Below are 21,730 nucleotides of genomic sequence, written 5' to 3' on the forward strand. Positions count from 1 at the left end.
CTAATGGAGTTTCGATGGCCTTCAAGCCCCTGAGTGCGTTGCGGCGCGGGTTCGTCTTCCTGTGGACCGCGCTCGACGTCACCCGCCGTACCTTCTTCAACCTGCTGTTCCTGCTGATCCTGATCGCCATCATCGCCATGTTCTTCGGCGGCGGCGTCAAGCCGGTCGGCGGCAACACCTCGCTGGTGCTCGAGATCAAGGGCGACCTGGTCGAGCAGTACGAGACCACGCTGCGCGACACCGTGCTCGACAACGTGGGCGGCGACAGTAAGCGCACCGTGCGCCTGCGCGACGTGCTGCTGACCCTGGACACCGCCGCGCGCGACCCGAATATCTCGAGCGTGGTGGTGATCCTGGACGAGATGGACGGCGGCGGCATGGCCATGCTGCGCGAATTCGGCGCCGCCCTCGGCCGTGTGAAGGCGGCCGGCAAGAAGGTCGTGGCCTGGAGCGGTCAGTACGACCAGAAGCGCTATCTGGTCGCCTCGCACGCCAGCGAAGTCTATGTGCACCCGATGGGCATGGTGCTGATCGAAGGCTTCGGCGGGCGCCGCAACTATTATCGCGACGCGCTCGACAAGGTCGGCGTCACGGTCAACCTGATCAAGGTCGGCACCTATAAAAGCGCGGCCGAGCCGTACATCGCCAACGGCCCGTCGCCGGCGGCGCGCGAAGCCGACGCCTTCCTGTACAACGCGCTGTGGAGCGGCTACACCGGCCTGGTCGAGAAGAACCGCAAGCTGCCCGACGGCGCGCTGGCCGCGATGATCGAGAACCTGCCGCAGCGCATGGAAGCGGCCGGCGGCAGCGCCGCCAAGGTGGCGCTGGAGGCGAAACTGGTCGACGGCCTGATGACGCGCGACCAGCTGCGCGCCATGATGATCAAGCGCGGCGTGTACGAGGAAGACATCAAGAGCTTCCGCCAGGTGTCGTTCTACGACTACCTGTCGCGCCACCCGCAGCGCGCCTTCGGCGACGCGGTCGGCGTGATCGTGGCCGCGGGCGCGATCACCGACGGCGCCGGCGGCCCGGGCGTGGTGGGCGGGCGCAGCACGGCCAACCTGATCCGCCAGGCGCGCGAGGACGATTCGATCAAGGCGGTGGTGCTGCGCGTCGATTCGCCCGGCGGCAGCGCCTACGGCTCGGAACTTATCCGGCGTGAACTCGAACTGACGCGCGCCGCCGGCAAGCCGGTGGTGGTGTCGATGGGCAGCGTGGCGGCCTCGGGGGGCTACTGGATCTCGATGGCGGCCGACGAGGTCATCGCCGACCCGGCCACCATCACCGGCTCGATCGGCGTGTTCGCGCTGCTGCCGACCGCCGACAAGGTGGTCGACAAACTCGGCATCCATACCGACGGCGTGACCACCACCTGGCTGGCCGACGCCTACAACCCGCTGCGCCCGCTCGACCCGCGCTTCGGCCAGCTGGTGCAAGCCAGCATCAACAACGTCTACAGCGAGTTCACCGGCAAGGCGGCGGCGGCGCGCAAGACCACGCAAGCCAGGATCGACGAGGTCGGCCAGGGCCGGGTCTGGACCGGCGCCCAGGCCAAGGAACGCGGCCTGGTCGACCGCCTGGGCAGCTATAACGATGCGCTGGCCTCGGCCGCCGGCCGCGCCAAGCTGGACAAGGATTACCGCGTGGTCTACGTCGAGCGTCCGGTGACGCGCGTCGAGCGCTTCCTGCAGATGGCGGGCGCCTCGGCAGCGCAGGCGATGACGATCCAGGTCAAGCTGGGCCTGATCGAAGAGGCGATGCCGGCCGGCCCGGTGAGCAAGGTGGCGCAGGACATGGCGTTCTTGTCCGAGCTGAGCGGCGAACGCAAGCCGTTCGCGGCGGTGGTGCATTGCCTGTGCGGCGAGCTTTAAGGAATGTAGCGACTTTGTAACCGAATCATACAAAGTTGGCACGGGCGCGGCGGGAAGCTGCGCCCGTTTTTCGTTTCTCTCCCGATAACGTCGCCCATAGTGCGGACAACGGTGTAAATCGGCGTCAAGCCGGTCCGGCCGAGCTTGTTTAGTGGCTAACACAATGTACGTTACGAAACATATCGTTGGAAAGGGCCATGCTAAAGTCATTGTGAGCCGTATTGTGCAATTGGCATTCATATCGAACGAACAAGGACAAGCATGGACCAGCACTCCCCGACCAATCCACCTCTCGCCCGTCCCGCGCGCACCCGCCGCAACCGACTCGTCGGCAGCATCATCGCCGTGCTGGCGATGGTGGCGCTGGGCTGGCTTGCCTGGTCGCTGACGCACCAGCCGGCCGGCCAGGGCGGCCCCGGCGCTGCCGGTGGTCCCGGCGGTCCGGGTGGACCGGGCGCCGGCGGAGGTGGCGGGCGTGGTCCCGGCGGTCCCGGCGGCGGACGCGGCGGACCGGCCACCACGGTCGGCGTCGCCACCGCCACCGCGGCCGACATCCCGGTCACCCTCGACGCGCTGGGCACGGTGGTGGCGGCGGCCACCGCGACGGTGCGTCCGCAAGTCTCGGGCGTGGTGCAGAAAATCCACTTCACCGAAGGCCAGCTGGTAAAACCCGGCCAGGTGCTGGCCACGATCGACCCGCGTCCGTTCGAGATGGCGCTGCTGCAGGCGCGCGGCCAGCGCCAGCGCGACGAAGCGCAGCTGGAAAGCGCACGCGTGATCCTTGGCCGCTACCGCACGCTGCTGGAGCAGGATTCGATCGCGCGCCAGGAAGTCGACACCCAGGCCGCGCTGGTCAAGCAGCTGGAAGGTACGGTGATGACCGACAAGGCGGCCGAAGGCACCGCCCAGCTGAACCTGGGCTACGCCACGGTGCGCGCCCCGATCGGCGGCCGGGTCGGCCTGCGCACGGTGGACGTCGGCAACCTGGTCGGCAGCGGTGACGCCAATGGCATCGCCGTGATCACCCAGCTGGCGCCGATCGACGTCGAATTCGCGGTCCCGCAGGACAACCTGCCGGTGCTGCAACAACGCATCGCCCAGAACGCCAAGCTGGCGGCCACTGCCCTGGACCGCACCCGCACCGAGAACCTGGCCACGGGCAGCTTCATCGCGCTCGACAACCAGGTCGATACCCAGACCGGCACCGTGCGCGCCAAGGCCCGCTTCGCCAACGGCGACGGCAAGCTGTTCCCGAGCCAGTTCGTCAACCTGCGCCTGACCGTGAACACGATTCCGGACGCGGTGATGGTGCCGGTGACGGCGCTGCGCCACGGCGCCAACGGCGACTACGTCTACGTGCTGAACCCGCAGGCGCGCACCGTGGCGCTGCGCAACGTGACGCGCGGCGAGTCGACGGTGGACAAGGTGCAGATCCGCACCGGGTTGAAAGTGGGCGAGCAGGTGATCACCGAAGGCGCCGACCGCCTGCGCGATGGCGCCAGCGTGGTGCTGCCGGGCGATAAGCCGGCCGGTGCCCGTGGCCAGGGCGGGCAGGGCGGCCAGGGTGGCCGCCAGGGTCAGGCGCCGGCGGAAGGCCAGCGCCGGGGCCGTCCGGCGCAGGGAGCGCAGCAATGATGTTGTGGTTCGATGGCCATGCAGCCGCCCGTCGCGAGGCCCGCGCATGAGCCCCTCCACCCCGTTCATCCAGCGCCCGGTCGCCACGGCCCTCCTGATGCTGGCCATCGTCCTGTCGGGCCTGGTCGGCTACCGCTTCCTGCCGCTGTCGGCGCTGCCGCAGGTCGACTTCCCGACCATCCAGGTGCAGACCCTGTACCCCGGCGCCAGCCCGGAAGTGATGGCGCGCACCGTCACCGCGCCGCTGGAGCGCCAGTTCGGCCAGATGGCGGGCCTGACGCGCATGAGTTCCACCAGCGCTTCCGGCGTCTCGATCGTCACGCTGCAGTTCGGCCTGGGCGAAACGCTCGACGTGGCCGAGCAGGAAGTGCAGGCCGCGATCAACGCCGGCGGCTCGCTGCTGCCGACCGACCTGCCGGCGCCGCCGGTGTACGCCAAGGTCAATCCGGCCGACGCGCCGGTGCTGACCCTGGCCATCACCTCCGACACGCTGCCGCTGACCGAGGTCCAGAACCTGGTCAACACGCGCCTGGCGCTGAAGATCAGCCAGGTGTCGGGCGTGGGCCAGGTCTCGCTGTCGGGCGGCCAGCGCCCCGCGGTGCGGATCCAGGCCGATACCGAAGCCCTGGCCTCGTACGGCCTCGGCCTCGACTCCTTGCGCACCGCGATCACCTCGGCCAACGCCAACAGCGCCAAGGGCAGCTTCGACGGTCCCACGCGCTCGTACGCGATCAACGCCAATGACCAACTGGTCACGGTGCCCGACTACCAGAACCTGATCGTCGCCTACCGCAACGGCGCGCCGGTGAAGCTGAGCGAAGTGGCGCGCGTGGTCGACAGCGCCGAGAACGTGCGCCTGGGCGCATGGGCCAACATGAAGCCGGCCATCATCCTGAATGTCCAGCGCCAGCCGGGCGCCAACGTGATCGCCACGGTGGACGCCATCAAGGCGCGCCTGCCCGAACTGCAGGCCGGCCTGCCGACCGCGCTGCGCATGGACGTGCTGAGCGACCGCACCGCCGGCATCCGCGCCTCGGTGCACCACGTGCAGATCGAGCTGCTGCTGGCGGTGGTGCTGGTGGTGCTGGTGATCTTCGCCTTTTTGCATAGCCTGCGCGCCACCGTGATCGCCAGCCTGGCGGTGCCGATCTCGCTGATCGGCAGCTTCGGCGTGATGTACCTGCTCGGCTACAGCCTGAACAACCTGTCATTGATGGCGCTGACGATCGCCACCGGCTTCGTGGTCGACGACGCGATCGTGATGATCGAGAATATCGCGCGCTATATCGAAGAGGGAGAAAAGCCGATGGCCGCCGCCCTGAAAGGCGCCGCCCAGATCGGCTTTACCATCATCTCGCTGACCGTGTCCCTGATCGCGGTCCTGATCCCGCTGCTGTTCATGGGCGATGTGGTGGGCCGCCTGTTCCGCGAATTCGCGGTCACATTGGCGATCACGATCCTGATCTCGGGCGTGGTGTCGCTCACTTTGGTGCCGATGATGTCGGCGCGCTGGCTGCGCAGCCACGAGGAAGAAAAGCCGAGCCGCTTCGCCATCAAGTTCCAGAACTTCTTCGACCGCGTGATCGCCAAATACGACGTGATGCTGGGCTGGGTGCTGGCGCGCCAGGGCCTGACCCTGCTGGTGGCGCTCGGCACGCTGGTCCTGACCGCGCTGCTATGGGCGATCATCCCGAAAGGCCTGTTTCCGACCCAGGATACGGGCCAGTTGCAAGCCCGCGTGCAGGCGCGCCAGTCGGTTTCGTACACCGACATGGCGAAACTCCAGCAGGAAGCCGCGCGCCAGATCATGGCCGACCCGGAAGTCGCCTCGGTCGCTTCCTATGTCGGCGTGGACGCCGCCAACAACACCATGCTGCACACCGGCACCATGCTGATCAACCTGAAAGCCGATCGCGGCAACCAGGACGAGATCATGAGCCGCCTGCGCAAGCGCGTGGCGAACGTCGCCGGCCTCACCTTGTTCCTGCAGCCGACGCAAGACCTGACCATCGACGCCGAAAGCGGCCCGACCCAGTACCGGCTGTCGATCGAGGGCGCCGACAGTGAAGTCGTCAACGAGTGGGCGCGCAAGCTCACGCAAAAGCTGGGCAGCGTGCCCGAGGTGCGTAACGCGGTGACCGACGCCGGCGCGGTCGGCGCCGCGGCCTTCGTGGACATCGACCGCGACACCGCCTCGCGCCTGTCGATCACGGCTTCCGCCATCGACGACGCGCTGTACAGCGCCTACGGCCAGCGCATCGTCTCGACCATCTTCACCGAGACCAACCAGTACCGCGTGATCCTGGAAGCGCAGCAGGACGAGGCGATGTCGCTCGACGCGCTGAGCCGCCTGCAGCTGCGCACCGGTTCCGGTTCGCCCACGCCGCTGTCGGCGATCGCCACCATCAGCGAACGCGCGGCGCCGCTGCAGATCAACCACGTGGCGCAATACCCGGCCGCCACGGTCGGCTTCGACACCGCGTCCGGCGCCTCGCTGGGCCAGGCCGTGAACGCGATCCGCGTCGCCGCCGACGAGCTCAAGATGCCGGCCTCGGTCAGCATGACTTTCCTTGGCGCGTCCGGCGCCTACGAAGCCTCGCTGTCGAACCAGCTGTGGCTGATCCTGGCCGCCGTGGTCTGCGTGTACATCGTGCTCGGCGTGCTCTATGAAAGCTACATCCACCCCTTGACCATCCTGTCGACGCTGCCGTCGGCCGGCGTCGGCGCGCTGTTCGCGCTGTGGGTCAGCGGCCAGGGCCTGGGCGTGATCGGCATCATCGGCATCATCCTCCTGATCGGCATCGTCAAGAAAAACGCGATCATGATGATCGACTTCGCGATCGAGGCCGAGCGCGAGCAGGGCAAGTCGCCACTGGATGCGATCCGCCAGGCCGCGCTGCTGCGCTTCCGCCCGATCCTGATGACGACGCTGGCGGCGCTGTTCGCGGCGGTGCCGCTGATGCTGGGCTGGGGCGAGGGCGCCGAGCTGCGCCGGCCGCTGGGCCTGTCCATCTTCGGTGGCCTGATCCTGAGCCAGCTCCTGACCCTGTTCACGACGCCGGTGATCTATCTTGCGTTCGACCGCACCGCACGGCGCTGGACCGGCCGCGCCCCGCATAAAACCGAACAGGCGGGCGCATGAACCTGTCCGCTCCTTTCGTCCGGCGCCCGATCGCCACGGTCCTGCTGACGCTGGGCCTGGCGCTGGCCGGCATCGCCGCCTTTTTCGTGCTGCCGGTGTCGCCGCTGCCGCAGGTCGACTACCCGACCATCTCGGTGTCGGCCTCGCTGCCGGGCGGCAGTCCGGAAACCATGGCGTCCAGTGTCGCCACGCCGCTCGAGCGACGGCTGGGCGTGATCGCCGGCGTCAACGAGATGACATCGAGCAGCAGCACCGGCTCGACCCGCATCAACCTGCAGTTCGAACTGAATCGCAAGATCGACTCGGCCGCGCGCGAAGTGCAGGCCGCGATCAACGCCGCCCGCGCCGACCTGCCGGCCACGCTGCGCAGCAACCCGACCTATCGCAAGGCGAATCCTTCGGACGCGCCGGTGATCATCCTGGCGCTGACCTCCAAGACCCGCAGCCCGGGCCAGATCTACGAGGCGGTGTCGAACCTGGTGCAGCAGCGCCTGGCGCAGGTGCCGGGCGTGGGCGAGGTCGAGATCGGCGGCGGCTCGCTGCCGGCGGTGCGCGTCGAGCTGGTGCCGTATTCGATGAACCGCTATGGGGTCTCGAGCGAAGACGTGCGCGCCGCGATCCAGGCCAGCAATCCGAACCGGCCGAAAGGCGAGATCGTCGACGGCGGCAACCGGCTGCAGATCTATTCGCAGCCGGCGACCAGTGGCGACGGCCGCACCGCGGCCGACTACCGCGACCTGGTGGTGGCCTGGCGCGACGGCGCCGCCGTGCGGCTGTCGGACGTGGCGCAGGTGTTCGACGGCCCCGAGAACATCAATACCCTGGGCCTGTTCAACGGCGAGCCGGCGGTGATCGTGCTGGTGACGCGCCAGCCGGCCGCCAACGTGATCGAGACCGTGGACGGCGTGCGGGCGCTGCTGCCGACGCTGCAGGCGCAGCTGCCGGGCGACATCAACCTGGCGGTGGCGTCGGACCGCACCTATTCGATCCGCGCTTCGCTGCACGAGATCGAGTTCACCCTGATCCTCTCGATCGTGCTGGTGGTGCTGGTGGTGAGCGTGTTCCTGCGCAGTCTGCGCGCCACCGTGGTGCCGGCGGTGGCCACCGTGGTGTCGCTGCTGGGCACCTTCGGCGTGATGTGGATGCTCGGCTTCAGCCTGAATAACCTGTCGCTGATGGCGCTGACGGTGGCCGCCGGTTTCGTGGTCGACGACGCCATCGTGGTGCTCGAAAATACCGCGCGCCACATCGAGAACGGCATGGACCGCATGTCGGCCGCGCTGCTCGGTGCGCGCGAAGTCGGCTTCACCGTGCTGTCGATCTCGCTGTCGCTGGTGGCGGTGTTCATTCCGCTGCTGTTCATGGGCGGGCAGGTGGGCCGCCTGTTCCGCGAATTCGCGGTGACGCTGTCGGCGGCGGTGATGATCTCGCTGGTGATTTCGCTGACCACCACGCCGATGATGTGCGCCTGGCTGCTGCGCAAGGAAGACAAGGAAAAGAAGCCGGGCCGCCTCGCGCGCTGGTCCGAGAACGGCTTCGGCCGCATCCTGCGCACCTACGAGCACGCGCTGGACTGGGCGCTGGACAGCAAGCTCCTGGTGATGATCATCCTGCTGTTCACGGTGGCGTTGAACGTGTACCTGTTCTCGGCGGCGCCGAAGGGCTTCTTCCCGCAGCAGGACTCGGGCCAGATGAATGGCGGCATCCGCGCCGACCAGAGCATCTCGTTCCAGGCCATGCAGCAGAAGCTGCGCCAGCTGGTCGAGATCATCCGCAAGGATCCGGCGGTGGACACGGTGGTCGCCTTCACCGGCGGCGGGCGCGCCGGCGGCGGCTTCATGTTCGTCAACCTGAAACCCGTGGGCGAACGCGACGTCGCGGCCCAGGCGGTCATCACGCGCCTGCGTCCGCAGCTGGCGAAGGTCACCGGCGTCTCGATCTTCCTGAACCCGGTGCAGGACCTGCGCATGGGCGGCCGCTCCAGCAATTCCACGTACCAGTACACGCTCAAGAGCGACAATGCCGAAGACCTGAAGCAGTGGGCCTCGCGCCTGGCCGAATCGATGAAGGCGCAGCCGGCGCTGGTCGACGTCGACACCGACCAGGCCGAAAACGGCGTCGAGACCTTCGTCACCATCGACAAGGAAACCGCCTCGCGTCTGGGCATCAGCACGCGCGACGTCACCAATGCGCTGTATAACGCCTTCGGCCAGCGCCAGGTGGCGAACATCTACGATGAACTCAACCAGTACCACGTGGTGATGGGCGTGGCCCAGCGCTATGCGCAGTCGCCGGAAGCGCTGCGCGACGTGTATGTGCCGGCGCGCGGCAGCGGTTCCACCACGACCACCGCATCGAGCGGCACCGGCACCAGCGTCGCCACCGGCACCATCGGCACGCCAAGCGCCACCGGCAGCGCAGGTGCGGGAGCAAGCGCCTCGAACCTGACCGCCGCGCGCGACCCATCCGCCGGCCAGGCCCTGGCCAGCAGCGCCGCCACCATGGTGCCGCTGATGTCGGTGGCGAAGTTCGCCGAAAGCTCGACCCCGACCTCGGTCAACCACCAGGACGGCGAACTGGCCACCACCGTGTCGTACAACCTGGCCGAAGGCTTCAACCTGGCCGACGGCGAGGCCGCGGTGCGCCAGGCCGAAGCCGACATCGGCATGCCGAGCAATGTGCGCGGCAGCTTCCAAGGGCAGGCGCGCGCCGCGCAGGAATCGAACGAAGAGCAGCCGATGCTGATCGCGGCCGCCATCATCGTCATCTACATCGTGCTCGGCATCCTGTACGAAAGCCTGGTGCATCCGGTCACGGTGCTGTCGACGCTGCCGTCGGCCGGCGTCGGCGCGGTGCTGGCGCTACTGCTGTTCAAGATGGAGTTCTCGATCATCGCCCTGATCGGGGTCTTTCTCCTGATCGGCATCGTCAAGAAGAATGCGATCCTGATCATCGACTTCGCGCTCGAAGCCGAGCGCGCGCGGGGACTGTCCGCCATGGAGGCGGTGCGCGAAGCGTGCATGCTGCGCTTCCGCCCGATCCTGATGACGACCCTGGCCGCGGCGCTGGGTGCGCTGCCGCTGGCGATCGGCTTCGGCGAAGGCTCCGAGCTGCGCCGTCCGCTGGGCATCGCCATCATCGGCGGCCTGATCGCCAGCCAGCTCCTGACCCTGCTCACCACGCCGGTAGTCTACGTCCTGATGGACAAGCTGCGCACCAAGAAACCGGGCGAAGCAAACCTGACCCGCCATCCCCACGAGGACGAAGGTCCGTCCCTAGCGAAAACCTGATCTCTATGCGAAATACCGTTCCTTATCGCCTGACCCTTGTCGCTCTCGCCGCCGCGCTGGCCGGCTGCACCGTCGGTCCCGCCTACCAGCGTCCCGAGCCGCTGCAGGCCGGCACGCTGCCGGCCAACTTCAAGGAGCTGGCCGGCTGGGTGCCGGCGGCGCCCGCCGACACGCTCGAACGCGGCCCGTGGTGGCGTCTGTTTGCCGACCCCGAACTGGATCGCCTCGCGGCCCAGGTCGAGACGGCGAACCAGAACGTGGCGGTGGCGGTGGCCAACTATGCCCAGGCGCGCGCGCTGGTGGCGCAGCAGCGCGCCTCGCTGTTCCCGACCGTGTCGCTCACTGCCGGCGCCGACCGCGCCGGCGGCGGCAACCGCACCAGCGACAACGCCTACCGGGTACAGATCGGCGCCAGCTGGGAGCCGGACGTGTTCGGTCGCCTGCGTAATGCAGTAACAGTATCGGAAGCCAACGCGCAAGCCACCGCGGCCGACCTGGCCAGCGCGCGCCTGGCGGCGCAGGGCGAGTTGGCGATCAACTACTTCTCGCTGCGCCAGACCGACGCCCAGCGCGAGATGCTGGCCTCGACCATCCAAGGCTACGAGCGGGTGCTGCAGATCACCTCGAACCGCTTCGCCGCCGGCGTCTCGGCCCGCTCCGACGTGCTGCAGGCCCAGACCCAGCTCGCCACCGCGCGCAGCGAAGCGCTGGGCCTGGAGCGCCAGCGCGCCCAGCTCGAACACGCGATCGCGGTGCTGGTCGGCCAGGCGCCGTCGAACTTCTCGATCGCGCCGGCCGCGTGGCACGTGGCGGTGCCCGAGGTGCCGACGGGCGTGCCGTCGACGCTGCTGCAGCGCCGTCCCGACATCGCTGCCGCCGAGCGCGACGTGGCGGCGGCGAACGCGGACATCGGCATCGCGCGCTCGGCCTACTTCCCCAACTTCGGCCTGAGCGCCGCCTACGGCAACACCACCAGCCGCGTGGGCGACCTGTTCTCGGCGTCCGCCGCGGCCTGGTCGTTCGGACTGTCGGCGGCGCAGACTTTGTTCAACGCCGGCGCCACCCGCGCCAGTGTCGAAGGGGCGGAGGCGCGCCATCAGGCCACTGTGGCGCGCTACCGCCAGATAGTGCTCGATTCCTTCGCCGACGTCGAAAACCAGCTGGCCGCCACCCGCGTGCTGTCGCAGCAGCAGGTGCTGCGCGCCGAAGCGGCCGAGGCGGCGGGGATGGTGGAAGAACAGATTTTGAACCGCTACAAGGCGGGGCAGGTGAGCTACACCGAAGTGGTGCAGGCCCAGGTCACGGCGCTGAACGCGCGCCGCAACCTGGTGCAGGTGCAGGCCGACCGCCAGACGGCGGCGGTGGCGCTGATCCAGTCGCTGGGCGGTGGCTGGAACGAGGCGGCGCTGGCTCAATAAATTCAGTAGAGCACGACCGAGCGGATCGATTCGCCCGACTTCATCAGGTCGAAGCCTTCGTTGATGCGCTCCAGCGGCAGGCGGTGGGTGATCAGGTCGTCGATATTGAGCTTGCCTTCCATGTACCAGTCGACGATCTTCGGCACGTCGGTGCGGCCGCGCGCGCCGCCGAAGGCGGAACCCTTCCATTCGCGCCCGGTCACCAGCTGGAACGGGCGGGTCGCGATCTCGGCGCCGGCTTCGGCCACGCCGATGATGAAGGACTGGCCCCAGCCTTTATGGGTGCACTCCAGCGCCTGGCGCATGGTGGTGGTGTTGCCGATGCACTCGAAGCTGTAGTCGGCGCCGCCGTCGGTGATCTGCACGATGGCGTCGACCACGTTCTCGACCTGCTGCGGGTTGATGAAGTGGGTCATGCCGAACTTGCGCGCCATGCTTTCCCTCGCCGGGTTGATGTCGACGCCGATGATCTTGTCGGCGCCGACCATCTTCGCCGCCTGGATCACGTTCAGGCCGATGCCGCCCAGGCCGAACACCACCAGGTTGGCGCCGGCTTCGACCTTGGCCGAGAACAGCACCGCGCCGACGCCGGTGGTCACGCCGCAGCCGATGTAGCAGACCTTGTCGAACGGCGCGTCCTGGCGAATCTTGGCCAGCGCGATCTCGGGCACCACGATGTAGTTGGAGAAGGTCGACGTGCCCATGTAGTGGAACAGCGGCTTGCCGTCGAGCGAAAAGCGCGAGGTGGCGTCGGGCATCAGGCCGCGGCCTTGCGTCGAGCGGATCGCCTGGCACAGATTGGTCTTGCGCGACAGGCAGAATTTGCACTGGCGGCATTCCGGCGTGTACAGCGGGATGACGTGGTCGTCCTTCCTGAGCGTCGTGACGCCGGGGCCGACGTCGACCACCACGCCCGCGCCTTCGTGACCCAGGATGGCCGGGAACAGGCCTTCGGNTTTGCACTGGCGGCATTCCGGCGTGTACAGCGGGATGACGTGGTCGTCCTTCCTGAGCGTCGTGACGCCGGGGCCGACGTCGACCACCACGCCCGCGCCTTCGTGACCCAGGATGGCCGGGAACAGGCCTTCGGGATCGGCGCCCGACAGGGTGTAATAATCGGTGTGGCAGATGCCGGTGGCTTTCAGTTCCACCAGCACTTCGCCCTCGCGCGGGCCTTGCAGGTCGACTTCTTCGATGGTGAGGGGCGCGCCGGCGCGCCAGGCTACTGCTGCTTTGGTCTTCATGGGATGTCGTCTCGCATGGATTGGGATGGCGCGATTCTGGCCGCGCGGGCGCGCCAGGGCCAGGGCGGGGCCGGAGAATGGCAGGATTTGGTGCAATAATGACCGGATCGTCAGCCTGCTCCACGTCTTTCCATGTCCCGAACTTCCCCCAGCGGCGCCATCACCGTCGACATCATCGTCTATCCCGGCTTCAAGGCGATGGAGGCGGTCGGCCCGATGTCGGTGTTCGAGTACGCCAACCTGCACCTGCAGCGCAAAGGCCAGGCGGCCGGCTACGACGTGCGCGTGGCCGCCGAGCGGGTCGGGCCGGTGCGCTCGGACACGCTGATGTCGCTCGAGGCGAGCAAGGCGTTCAATCAGCTGGCGCTGCCCGACAATGCGATCATCGTCGGCGCGCGCCACATCGACGCCGCGCTGGCCGAGGGCCGGGCGCTGGTGGACTGGGTGGCCGCCGCCGCGCCGCGCATCGGCCAGCTCACCGCGCTGTGTTCGGGCGCCTTCTTCCTGGCCGCCGCCGGTGTGCTGGACGGCCAGCGCGCCACCACCCACTGGAGCGTGGCCGAGCGCCTGCGCACCGAGTATCCGGCGGTGGACGTCGACGCCGACGCCATCTTCGTACGCTCCGGCGCCATCTGGACCTCGGCCGGCGTCACCGCCGGGATCGACCTGGCGCTGGCGCTGGTCGAGCGCGACTTCGGCCGCGAGCTGGCGCTCGAGGTGGCGACCGAGATGGTGGTGTTCCTGAAGCGCCCCGGCGGCCAGTCGCAATTCAGCGCGCACCTGCTCAGCGAGCGCACCACGCGCCCCAACATCCGCGAACTGCAGGCCTGGATCCTGGACAATCTGCACCAGCGCCTGCCGGTGGCCCAGCTGGCCGAGCGGGCGATGATGAGCGAACGCCATTTTGCCCGCGTGTTCCAGCAGGAGGTTGGGATGAGCACCCAGGAATTCATCGAGGCGAGCCGCTTCGAGCGCGCCACCCGGCTGCTGGCCAGCCTCGACCTGCCGCTCAAGACGGTGGCCGCGCGCGCCTGCTTCCACGACGAAGCGCACATGCGGCGCGTGTTCATGAAAAAACTCGGCATCACGCCGAAGATGTACCGCGAGCGCTTCGTCACCACCGGCGTCGGCGCCGAAGCGGCAGCGTGACCACGTGCGGCCATGCCGCGGGCATATAATGCCGCTATCTGATGCAGGACTGACGCTATGAAAAAATGGATCGATCGTATGCTGGGCGGGGATGACAAGGCGGCGCGCAGCGAAGCGCCGGCCGCCGCCGAACCCGAGGCCGGCCCGGAGCAGCTGGCCGTCGAGGTCGACGCCGCCTATTACCGCTGGCTGACCGCTTCCAGCGGCTACCAGGCCACGCCGGAGGCAGAGGAACACATCCTCGACCTGGTGCGCACGCTGGCGGCCGACCCTGCGGCCGCTGCCGGCCTGGTGCCGCGCATCCCGGAACTGATTCCGCAACTGCTGCGCGACCTGGCCGACGACAGCGTCTCGTCCGGCGACCTGGCGCGCCAGGTAGAGCGCGACCTGGTGCTGGTGGCCGAAGTCATCCGCGAAGCCAACAGCGCCTACTACCGGCCGCTGCAGCCGGTCAAGTCGCTCGACGCGGCGCTGATGATGATCGGCCAGAACGGCCTGCGCATGCTGCTGGCTCGCATCGCTTTCCGTCCGCTGATCCAGATGCAGGAGGGCGGCTTCGCGCGCCAGGCGGCGCCGACGATCTGGAACCAGTCCGAAAAGTGCGCGCTGGCGGCCAGCCTGATGGCGCCCGGCCTGGGCGCGGGCGTGTTCGAATCCTACCTGGCCGGCCTGATGCAGAACCTGGGCTTGATCGTGGCGCTGCGCCTGGCCGGCCGCGCCAGCGACGAGGGCAGGATCCCGGGTTCGAGCGAATTCGGCCGGCGCCTGTTTGACGTCAGCCGCCAGCTGTCGTCCACCATCGCCGGACACTGGGAATTTCCGCAAGACGTGGTGGACGGCATCGCCGGCGTCGGCCGTCCTGATGCCACCGCGCTGTCCGGCGCGCTGGAGCGCGGCGACCAGATCGCCAAGCTGCGCCTGCTGCTCGATGCGCATGTGGTGGACGAGGATGACATGCTGGTATCTGGCAGCCTGGATAATTTCGAGCGGCGTTGCCTGGGCAAGCTGGGCGCGCTGGACGGCGCCGGCTGAAGAATCGGCCGCGCAGCCGGGCTTTGTGAGGAGATCGCCATGAGGATGAGCACCGAACACCTGGAGCAGCTGCGCGAAGCCAGGCGGCTGCTGGAAAACCCCGGCCTGGCCGCGCGCATGAGCAATCTGGTCGGCTCGCCAATCGAGTCGGCCATCGACCGTCTGCCGGCCGCGTGGCAGAAGCGCGTCGGCAGCGCCACCGAGAACGCGCTGCAGCACGCGATGCGCGGCGCGCTGTTCACCCTGGGCGACAATGAGGAAAAGACCGCGTCACCGCGCCTGCACAAGTTGGCGGCCGGCGTCTCGGGTGGCGTCGGCGGCGCCTTCGGTTTGCCGGGCCTGCTGGTCGAGCTGCCGCTGTCGACCGTGATCATGCTGCGCTCGATCGCCGACATCGCGCGCGCCAACGGCGAAGCGCCGGGCGACGCTGCCACGCAGATCGAATGCCTGCGTATCCTGGCGCTGGGCGGGCCGAGTGACGGCGACGATGCCGCCGAGTCGGGTTATTTCGCGATGCGCATCGCGCTTGCGCGCGCGGTGACCGAGGCCACCCAGGCACTGGCCGCGAAGTCGGTAAACGTCGCGACCGCGCCGGCGCTGCTGCGCCTGATCGCGGTGGTAGCCGCGCGCTTCCAGGTGCATGTGACGCAGAAGGCCGCCACCATGATGGTGCCGGCGCTGGGCGCGGTCGGCGGCGCGACCATCAACCTGCTGTTCATGGACCACTTCCAGAACATGAGCCGCGGCCACTTTGCGCTACGCCGACTGGAGCGCGAGTACGGCGAGGCGCTGGTGCGGCGCCAGTACCATGCCATCGCGCCGGATCGTGCGCTGCCGGTGCTGGCAGGCTTGCTGGCTTGAGCGCGGTTTTAACTGATTCGTCAGGTTGGCCGCTGATGAAGTTCCTCGCAAACGATGAAGTCTGTCACAACATCTGTGGTCGGCATCTCGGCAACGTGTGCTGGTAGCGGCAAGGTCGTACACTGAGCCGTACCGATCGTCCGCAATCGGCCAGGAGCGGACCTTAGCCCGACCAAAATCGACTGGAGAAGCTGAATGACCTACGACCCCCTCTCAGAAATCATTGACGAACCGCTTACCGTAGATGCACGCGTTACAGAGCAATTACGAGACTATCGACTAGCGTCAAAGCTAACGCACCTACCAGGAATTGACGTGACCGAGGAGCGTGAGCGCCTTGAGAAAAATCTCGATAACCTTGTCGATCGCCTGCTCGAAGGCATCGAGAAAAACCCAACTAAACGATGGGTGCTGGCGCAATTTCAACCTTCACTTGAAGCAGTGGAGTATGAAGACACTGAGGGTCGTGAGCATTTTGGTATGGAAATTGAATTGATCATGGACATTTTAGGCATCGACAGTTCTGACGGCCTTCTCACTCATTACCTCGGCGGCATGTAGAAGCCCGACGCGAGTGTCTGCTTTGGGTCGGAAGCAGACGTTCAGGTAGGTCTGCAACCGGCCAAAAGCGGGCATGCCCGCGTCACGCAGTTCCCGCTGCCTTACCTCTTCGGTGTCAGGATCAGGAGCCTGCCGCGCGGACCGTCCTCGAGCAGCCATAGCGCGCCGTCCGGCCCGGTGCGAACAGCACGGATGCGTTCGCCCATGTCCCAGTGTTCCACCTTGCTCGCGTTCTCGCCGTCGAGGGCGATGCGGTCTAGCGACTTGCCCGAGAGACCGGTGATGAAGAGGGAATTTTTCCACTTCGGGAACAGGTCCGCATCGTAGTAGGCGAGTCCGCCGGGAGAAATGGCCGGATTCCAGGACACTTTCGGGGCTTCGAAGCCGTCGCCAGGCGCGTGGTCGGGGATGTCCCGGCCGTCATAGTGGCTACCGTTCGATGCTCTCGGCCAGCCATAGTTGAGGCCTGGCTTGATCAGGTTGATCTCGTCGCCATGGCGCGGTCCCATCTCCATTTCCCACAGGCGCCCCTGCCTGTCGAGGGCAATACCGAGCAGATTGCGGTGGCCATACGACCAGACGGCTGCATGAAAGCCCTTGGCCGCGAGCGGGTTGCCAGCAGCTGGCGTGCCGTCGAGGTTCAGGCGCAGCACCTTGCCCAGCGTCGATTTAGGGTCTTGCGCCGGATCGAGAAGCTGGCGGTCGCCACTGGTAAAGAAGAGATACTTGCCATCCGGCGAGAACCCGATACGGCCCGAATAGTGCCCGCCAGTCGAAGCATCCTGGCCGCGGAAAATGACCTTGGTATCCTTGAGCGTGCCGCCTGCCTGATCCAGTGTCGCAGTGGCGAGCACGACCCGGCTATCGTTACCGGGACGCGCTTCGGAGTAGCTGAAGTAGAGTAGTTTGCTGGCGGCGAAATCGGGAGCGGGGACGATGTCCATGAGCGCGCCCTGGCCCTTGCTGCTGACGGCGGGCGTGCCGGACACTGTCCGCCTGGTACCGGTTGAGGGATCGAACAAGATCATCGTCCCCTCCTTTTGCGTCACGAGCATGTTGCCGTCCGGCAGGAATGCCATTGCCCATGGGTTCTTGAACGTGCCGACCGGCTTGACCTCGAAAGGCAGGCTGCTGGTCGCGGTTGCATTGGCCTGCGCGTTTGCGCCCGGAGCGGCGGCGAACGCGAGCAGGGTGAGCGAGAAAGTGGTGGCAAGGCCGAGCGTGCTCAAATTCATGTTGTCCAGATCTCCATTCGCGGATTGATGCCACGTTGTCGAGGCGGTGCGCACCCGTCGCCTACGCGCGCGAAGTATGCGCCGGCGCTGTTGGTTAGAAGGGGCGGTAGGAAGTGTAGAGCAAAACTCCGATTGCAGACGCTGCGCTGGTCGCGGCCGGCTGGTGAGAACGGAGCGGCAGCATCCGGGCAGTCGAGAACGTTCCTGGTGCAACTAGGGAGTTAGTTGACTTTTACTTCCCGTCTAAAAACACGGCAAGTTCATCATGCCCACGCTGCCCGCCAATATAGGTCTGCGGCGTAGTCTGAACTCCCTCGTCCTGCATGAACGCGTCAACTTCGCTTCGGGTAGTCAGCTGATGGTCCTCGACTTGATAACCCGCCCGCTTCAATAATTCGAGGACTTGACTCCCTATGGACAAATATGTTCTGGCGTGATCATGCGGTGCAGCAATGCTTGCTTTGACATGTTAGCCTTTTCATTGAAGGTAAGTTCCTTGTGGCACGCGACGTACGCGTAAATCATCGTTTGAGGTTACACCGGCAATACAGACCACGCCGTGCCAAGCGGTGGTGACCAGCCCGCTCACGGCGCCGGGCAGATGCGGTTACGCCCGCTCTCCTTGGCCGTATATAGCATCGCATCGGCGCGCAGGAACAATTCGTTTTCGCTGCGCTGTTCCGGGAAACCAGCCAGTCCGCCGCTGAACGAAAAGCACCGCGTCTCGGCGCGTCCGACCTGGAACGCGATCGCGCCGAAGGCCTGGCGCATCGCGTCCAGCCGGCGCCACGCGTCTTCCAGGCCGCAATCCCAGAACACCGCCACGAACTCTTCGCCGCCGAAGCGGCTGAGCAGGTCGCGCTCGCGCATGTGCGGGGCCAGGCACAGGCACAGGCGCTTGATCACGATGTCGCCGAAGTGGTGGCCCCAGGTGTCGTTGATGGTCTTGAACTTGTCGATGTCGATCACGGCGAAGGCCAGCGGCTTGCCGTCCTGGCAGGCCTGGCGGATCAGGTCCTGGGTCTTGCGCTGCAGGCCGACCTTGTTCAACAGTCCCGTGGCCCGGTCCTTGCCGATCAGGTCCTTGTTGACGCGGATCTTGCCGGCGCGGTTGACCAGCTGGGCGGTGAGCAGGTCGGGTTCGCTGCAATGCAGGATGGCGTCGAAGCCGCTGCCCAGGGCGCGCCGGGTGAGGGCGGGGTCGGGACTGCGCTGCAGCAGCACGATCTCGCGCACCGGGTCGGCCTCGATGTTCTTGCGCAGCACGCGCGCGATCGCGTCCAGGCGCACGAATTCACTGTCGCCGATCAGGACCAGGTCGGGCTGCAATTCCTTGACGCGCAGGTGCAGGGTGGTGGCGTCCAGGTGGTGGATCACCTCGACCTGTTGCTGCAAGAGCGCGGCGTCGTCCAGCTCGGCGGCGACGCCAAGGGCCACCAGGCGCACCGGGTCACCGCGTTTTTGCTGCACGAACAGGTTGAACAGCTTGTCGACCAGCACGTCGTTGGCGATCGGCTTTTCTGCGTAGGCCAGGCAGTTGCTGTCCACCAGGCGTTGCTGCAGCAAGAAGCGCCCGCCCTGGCGCGCCGATTGCAGGTAGACGTACTCGCGGCCGGCCGGCAGGCGTGCCAGCAGCTCGCCCAGCATCAGGGTCTTGCGGCCGTCGGCCATGTCGGACTGCATATTGTGCAGGGCGTCGAGATCGATCACGAACAGTCCGGCGCCAGTGTCCTGTTCGACGGCGGCGACGAACTGCGCCAGCTCGCTGTGAAAGCCGATGTCGAAGTCGTACTTGTGCGCGTGCAGCAGCAGTTCGGCGCCGTTGTCCTTGATGAAGAAACTCTGCGACAGGAAATGTACGCGGTGGCGGTAAAGGGGCGCGTCGCTGGTCATGATGCGGGGCTTTCGTGGTCTGTCTATCATTGACGTTACATTGATTAACGTTAGATATTGCCATCTGAATATGACACCGTGCTGACCGAGATTTCAAGGCGGTGAGACATTGTCATTACGCCAGAAAACATCCCGACTATACCGCAACGGCGATATACTCCGGGCTTGCTTTTTTTCATCCTGGGGTTCTACCTTGTTCAAATCCATCGTCTTGCCGGTCATCCTTCTGGGGGCGGCCGCCACCGTGCACGCCGACGAAGGCCAATGGCAACCGCACCAGCTGCCACAGCTTAAATCCGAACTGAAACGCATCGGCATCACCATGCCGGCCGAGAAGCTGGCCGACCTGTCCAAGCATCCGATGAGCGCGATCGTCTCGCTGGGCGGCTGCTCGGCCTCGTTCGTCTCGCCCGACGGCCTGGTGGTCACCAACCACCACTGCGCGTATGGCGCCATCCAGCGCAACGCAACCCCGGAAAAGAATTACATCGTCAACGGCTTCCTGGCCAAGACCCGTGCCGAAGAACTGCCGGGCGGCCCCAACACGCTGGTGTACGTCACCGAAAAGGTCGAGAACGTGACCGACCGCGTGCTCAAAGGCCTGTCGCCGTCCATGTCGGGCCGCGAACGCCACGAGCTGGTCGAGTCGCGCGTGAAAGCGCTGATCGCAGAGTGCGAAACCGACAAAGCCTATCGCTGCTCGGTGCCGGCCTTCCACCGCGGCCTCGAGTACTACCGCATCAAGCAGCTGATGATCCGCGACGTGCGCCTGGTGTACGCGCCGTCGGACCGCATCGGCAACTACGGCGGCGACATCGACAACTACGAATGGCCGCGCCAGACCGGCGACTATTCCTTCCTGCGCGCCTACGTCGGCAAGGACGGCCGCCCGGCCGACCCATCGCCGGACAACGTGCCCTACAAGTCGAAGGATTTCCTCGTCGTTTCGGCCGAAGGCCTGAAGAACGGCGATCCGATCCTGCTGGCCGGCTACCCGGGCCGCACCAGCCGCTACAAGCTGCCGAGCGAGATCCGCTTCGCGCGCGACGTCGACTTCCCGGCCAAGGTGGCAAGCATCACCGCCGACCTGGCCGTGATCGCCGCTGCCACCCAGGGCAATGCCGCCTGGGACGTGCGCTACGCCAGCGTGGCCAAGGGCCTGAACAACGTGCTCAAGAAAACGCAGGGCCTGCTGGACGGCTTCGCGCGCAAGGACATCGCCGCCATCAAGGACGTGCAGGACGCCGAATTCCGCGCCTGGCACAAGAGCCATGCGAACGGTTCGGCCAACCTGCTGGCGGACCTGGACAACGTGATCGGCCAGGACATGGCGCAGTCGCGCACCGAAGCGGCGTGGCTCGAGGCGACGCATAGCGACCTCTTGAGGAGCGCGCGCACCCTGTACCGCCTGGCGATCGAGCGCCAGAAGCCGGACGCGCAGCGCGAAGCCGGCTACCAGGAACGCGACCTGTCGTTCATCCGCGCGCGCCTGACGCGCCTGGAGCAGTCGTTCGTGGCCAACGTGGACGAAGCGCGCTACAAGGCCGCGCTGGCGCGCTACGCCCGCATCGACGCCAAAGTGCGCCCGCAAGGCATCGACGCGCTGCTGCCGCAGGCGAATATGCTGCCCGCGATGTACAAGGCCAGCGACCTGTCGAACACCGCCAGCCGCCTGGCCTGGATCGGCAAGGATCCGGACGCCTTCCGCCTGTCGAACGACCCGTTCATCCAGCTCGCCGTGCGCCTGCACGACGCCGGCATGGCGCTGGAAAACCGCCGCAGCGATATCGACGGCAACCTGGAACGCGTGATCCCGCAATACATGTCGGCCGTGATCGCGTGGAAGAAGTCGCAGGGCAAACCAGTCTATCCGGACGCGAATTCGACGCTGCGCGTGACCTACGGCACCGTGTCGCCATACTCGCCGCGCGACGGCCTGACCAAGGGCCCGTTCACCACCGTGGACGGCATCCTGGAGAAGGAAACCGGCAAGGATCCGTTCATCGTGCCTCCTGCCCTGAAGCAGGCGATCCAGCAGAAGCGTTTCGGCGTGTTCAAGGACCGCGCGCTGGGTACGGTGCCGGTCAACTTCCTGTCGAGCGCCGATACCACCGGCGGCAATTCGGGTTCGGCGGTGATGAACAGGAACGGCGAACTGGTGGGGCTGAACTTCGATTCGACCTATGAATCGATCACCAAGGACTGGTACTTCGACACCGCGATCACGCGCGCGATTCACGTCGACATCCGCTACATGCTGTGGGTGATGAAGGAAGTGGATCGGGCGGATAATCTGTTGAAGGAAATGACGATCAAATATCCGAAGAAGTAAGCTGGCTACTCAGTCCGTAGCATCGTTAGCCTAAAAACCGTCATCCCCGCGCAGGCGGGGATCCAAG

The 21,730-nt window shown here is 66.6% G+C and carries 13 protein-coding genes; 10 read left to right on the forward strand and 3 right to left on the reverse strand.

From position 1 onward, the window contains the following. Positions 1–14: 14 nt before the first annotated feature. The 5 genes from sppA to QPK27_RS05655 all read left to right on the forward strand — a co-directional run bounded on the left by sppA (position 15) and on the right by QPK27_RS05655 (position 11,356). The gene (gene sppA / locus QPK27_RS05635; RefSeq protein ID WP_290417223.1) at positions 15–1,871 is read left to right on the forward strand and encodes a signal peptide peptidase SppA; all 1,857 of its coding nucleotides are present in this window, start codon (positions 15–17) and stop codon (positions 1,869–1,871) included. Positions 1,872–2,132: 261 nt separating this feature from the next. Further along, positions 2,133–3,506, forward strand: coding sequence for an efflux RND transporter periplasmic adaptor subunit (locus tag QPK27_RS05640; protein WP_290417224.1), 1,374 nt, complete (start codon positions 2,133–2,135; stop codon positions 3,504–3,506). Positions 3,507–3,552: 46 nt separating this feature from the next. Further along, positions 3,553–6,648: an efflux RND transporter permease subunit gene (locus QPK27_RS05645; RefSeq protein ID WP_290417225.1), complete on the forward strand. Its 3,096-nt coding sequence runs from the start codon at positions 3,553–3,555 to the stop codon at positions 6,646–6,648. After that, positions 6,645–9,938 carry an efflux RND transporter permease subunit gene (locus QPK27_RS05650; RefSeq protein ID WP_290417226.1) on the forward strand — a complete coding sequence of 1,098 codons (3,294 nt, stop codon included), beginning with the start codon at positions 6,645–6,647 and terminating at the stop codon, positions 9,936–9,938. Before QPK27_RS05645 ends, QPK27_RS05650 begins: the two co-directional genes overlap by 4 nt. Before the next feature lie 5 nt (positions 9,939–9,943). Then, a complete protein-coding gene (locus QPK27_RS05655) occupies positions 9,944–11,356 on the forward strand; it encodes an efflux transporter outer membrane subunit (RefSeq protein WP_290417227.1) in 1,413 nt (470 codons plus the stop codon). A 2-nt stretch (positions 11,357–11,358) separates the two neighbouring features. Here QPK27_RS05655 and QPK27_RS05660 read toward each other — a convergent pair whose 3' ends face one another. Then, positions 11,359–12,600 (reverse strand): S-(hydroxymethyl)glutathione dehydrogenase/class III alcohol dehydrogenase, encoded by a 1,242-nt coding sequence (locus QPK27_RS05660; RefSeq protein WP_290417228.1) that lies wholly within the window; start codon positions 12,598–12,600, stop codon positions 11,359–11,361. Positions 12,601–12,732: 132 nt separating this feature from the next. On the opposite strand from QPK27_RS05660, the gene QPK27_RS05665 reads away from it, so the two are divergent. From QPK27_RS05665 to QPK27_RS05680, 4 genes are all read left to right on the forward strand, one after another. Beyond that, entirely contained in the window at positions 12,733–13,749 is a 1,017-nt protein-coding gene (locus QPK27_RS05665; protein WP_290417229.1) for a GlxA family transcriptional regulator, read from the forward strand. A 57-nt stretch (positions 13,750–13,806) separates the two neighbouring features. Then, positions 13,807–14,781: an HDOD domain-containing protein gene (locus QPK27_RS05670; RefSeq protein ID WP_290417230.1), complete on the forward strand. Its 975-nt coding sequence runs from the start codon at positions 13,807–13,809 to the stop codon at positions 14,779–14,781. Positions 14,782–14,820: 39 nt separating this feature from the next. Beyond that, a complete protein-coding gene (locus QPK27_RS05675) occupies positions 14,821–15,642 on the forward strand; it encodes an EcsC family protein (RefSeq protein ID WP_290417231.1) in 822 nt (273 codons plus the stop codon). A gap of 195 nt (positions 15,643–15,837) precedes the next feature. Further along, entirely contained in the window at positions 15,838–16,203 is a 366-nt protein-coding gene (locus QPK27_RS05680) for a DUF4844 domain-containing protein (RefSeq protein ID WP_290417232.1), read from the forward strand. Between the two features lie 101 nt (positions 16,204–16,304). On the opposite strand, the gene QPK27_RS05685 is transcribed toward QPK27_RS05680, so the two are convergent. Both QPK27_RS05685 and QPK27_RS05690 read right to left on the reverse strand, forming a co-directional pair. Then, positions 16,305–17,438, reverse strand: coding sequence for a PQQ-dependent sugar dehydrogenase (locus QPK27_RS05685; protein WP_290417233.1), 1,134 nt, complete (start codon positions 17,436–17,438; stop codon positions 16,305–16,307). Between the two features lie 585 nt (positions 17,439–18,023). Beyond that, positions 18,024–19,331, reverse strand: coding sequence for a diguanylate cyclase (locus QPK27_RS05690; RefSeq protein ID WP_290417234.1), 1,308 nt, complete (start codon positions 19,329–19,331; stop codon positions 18,024–18,026). A gap of 193 nt (positions 19,332–19,524) precedes the next feature. Here QPK27_RS05690 and QPK27_RS05695 point away from each other — a divergent pair, with 193 nt between their 5' ends. Further along, positions 19,525–21,663 carry a S46 family peptidase gene (locus QPK27_RS05695; protein ID WP_290417235.1) on the forward strand — a complete coding sequence of 713 codons (2,139 nt, stop codon included), beginning with the start codon at positions 19,525–19,527 and terminating at the stop codon, positions 21,661–21,663. Positions 21,664–21,730: the final 67 nt, after the last annotated feature.

This window comes from Massilia sp. YIM B02443 (assembly GCF_030411955.1).
Lineage (GTDB): Bacteria > Pseudomonadota > Gammaproteobacteria > Burkholderiales > Burkholderiaceae_D > Telluria.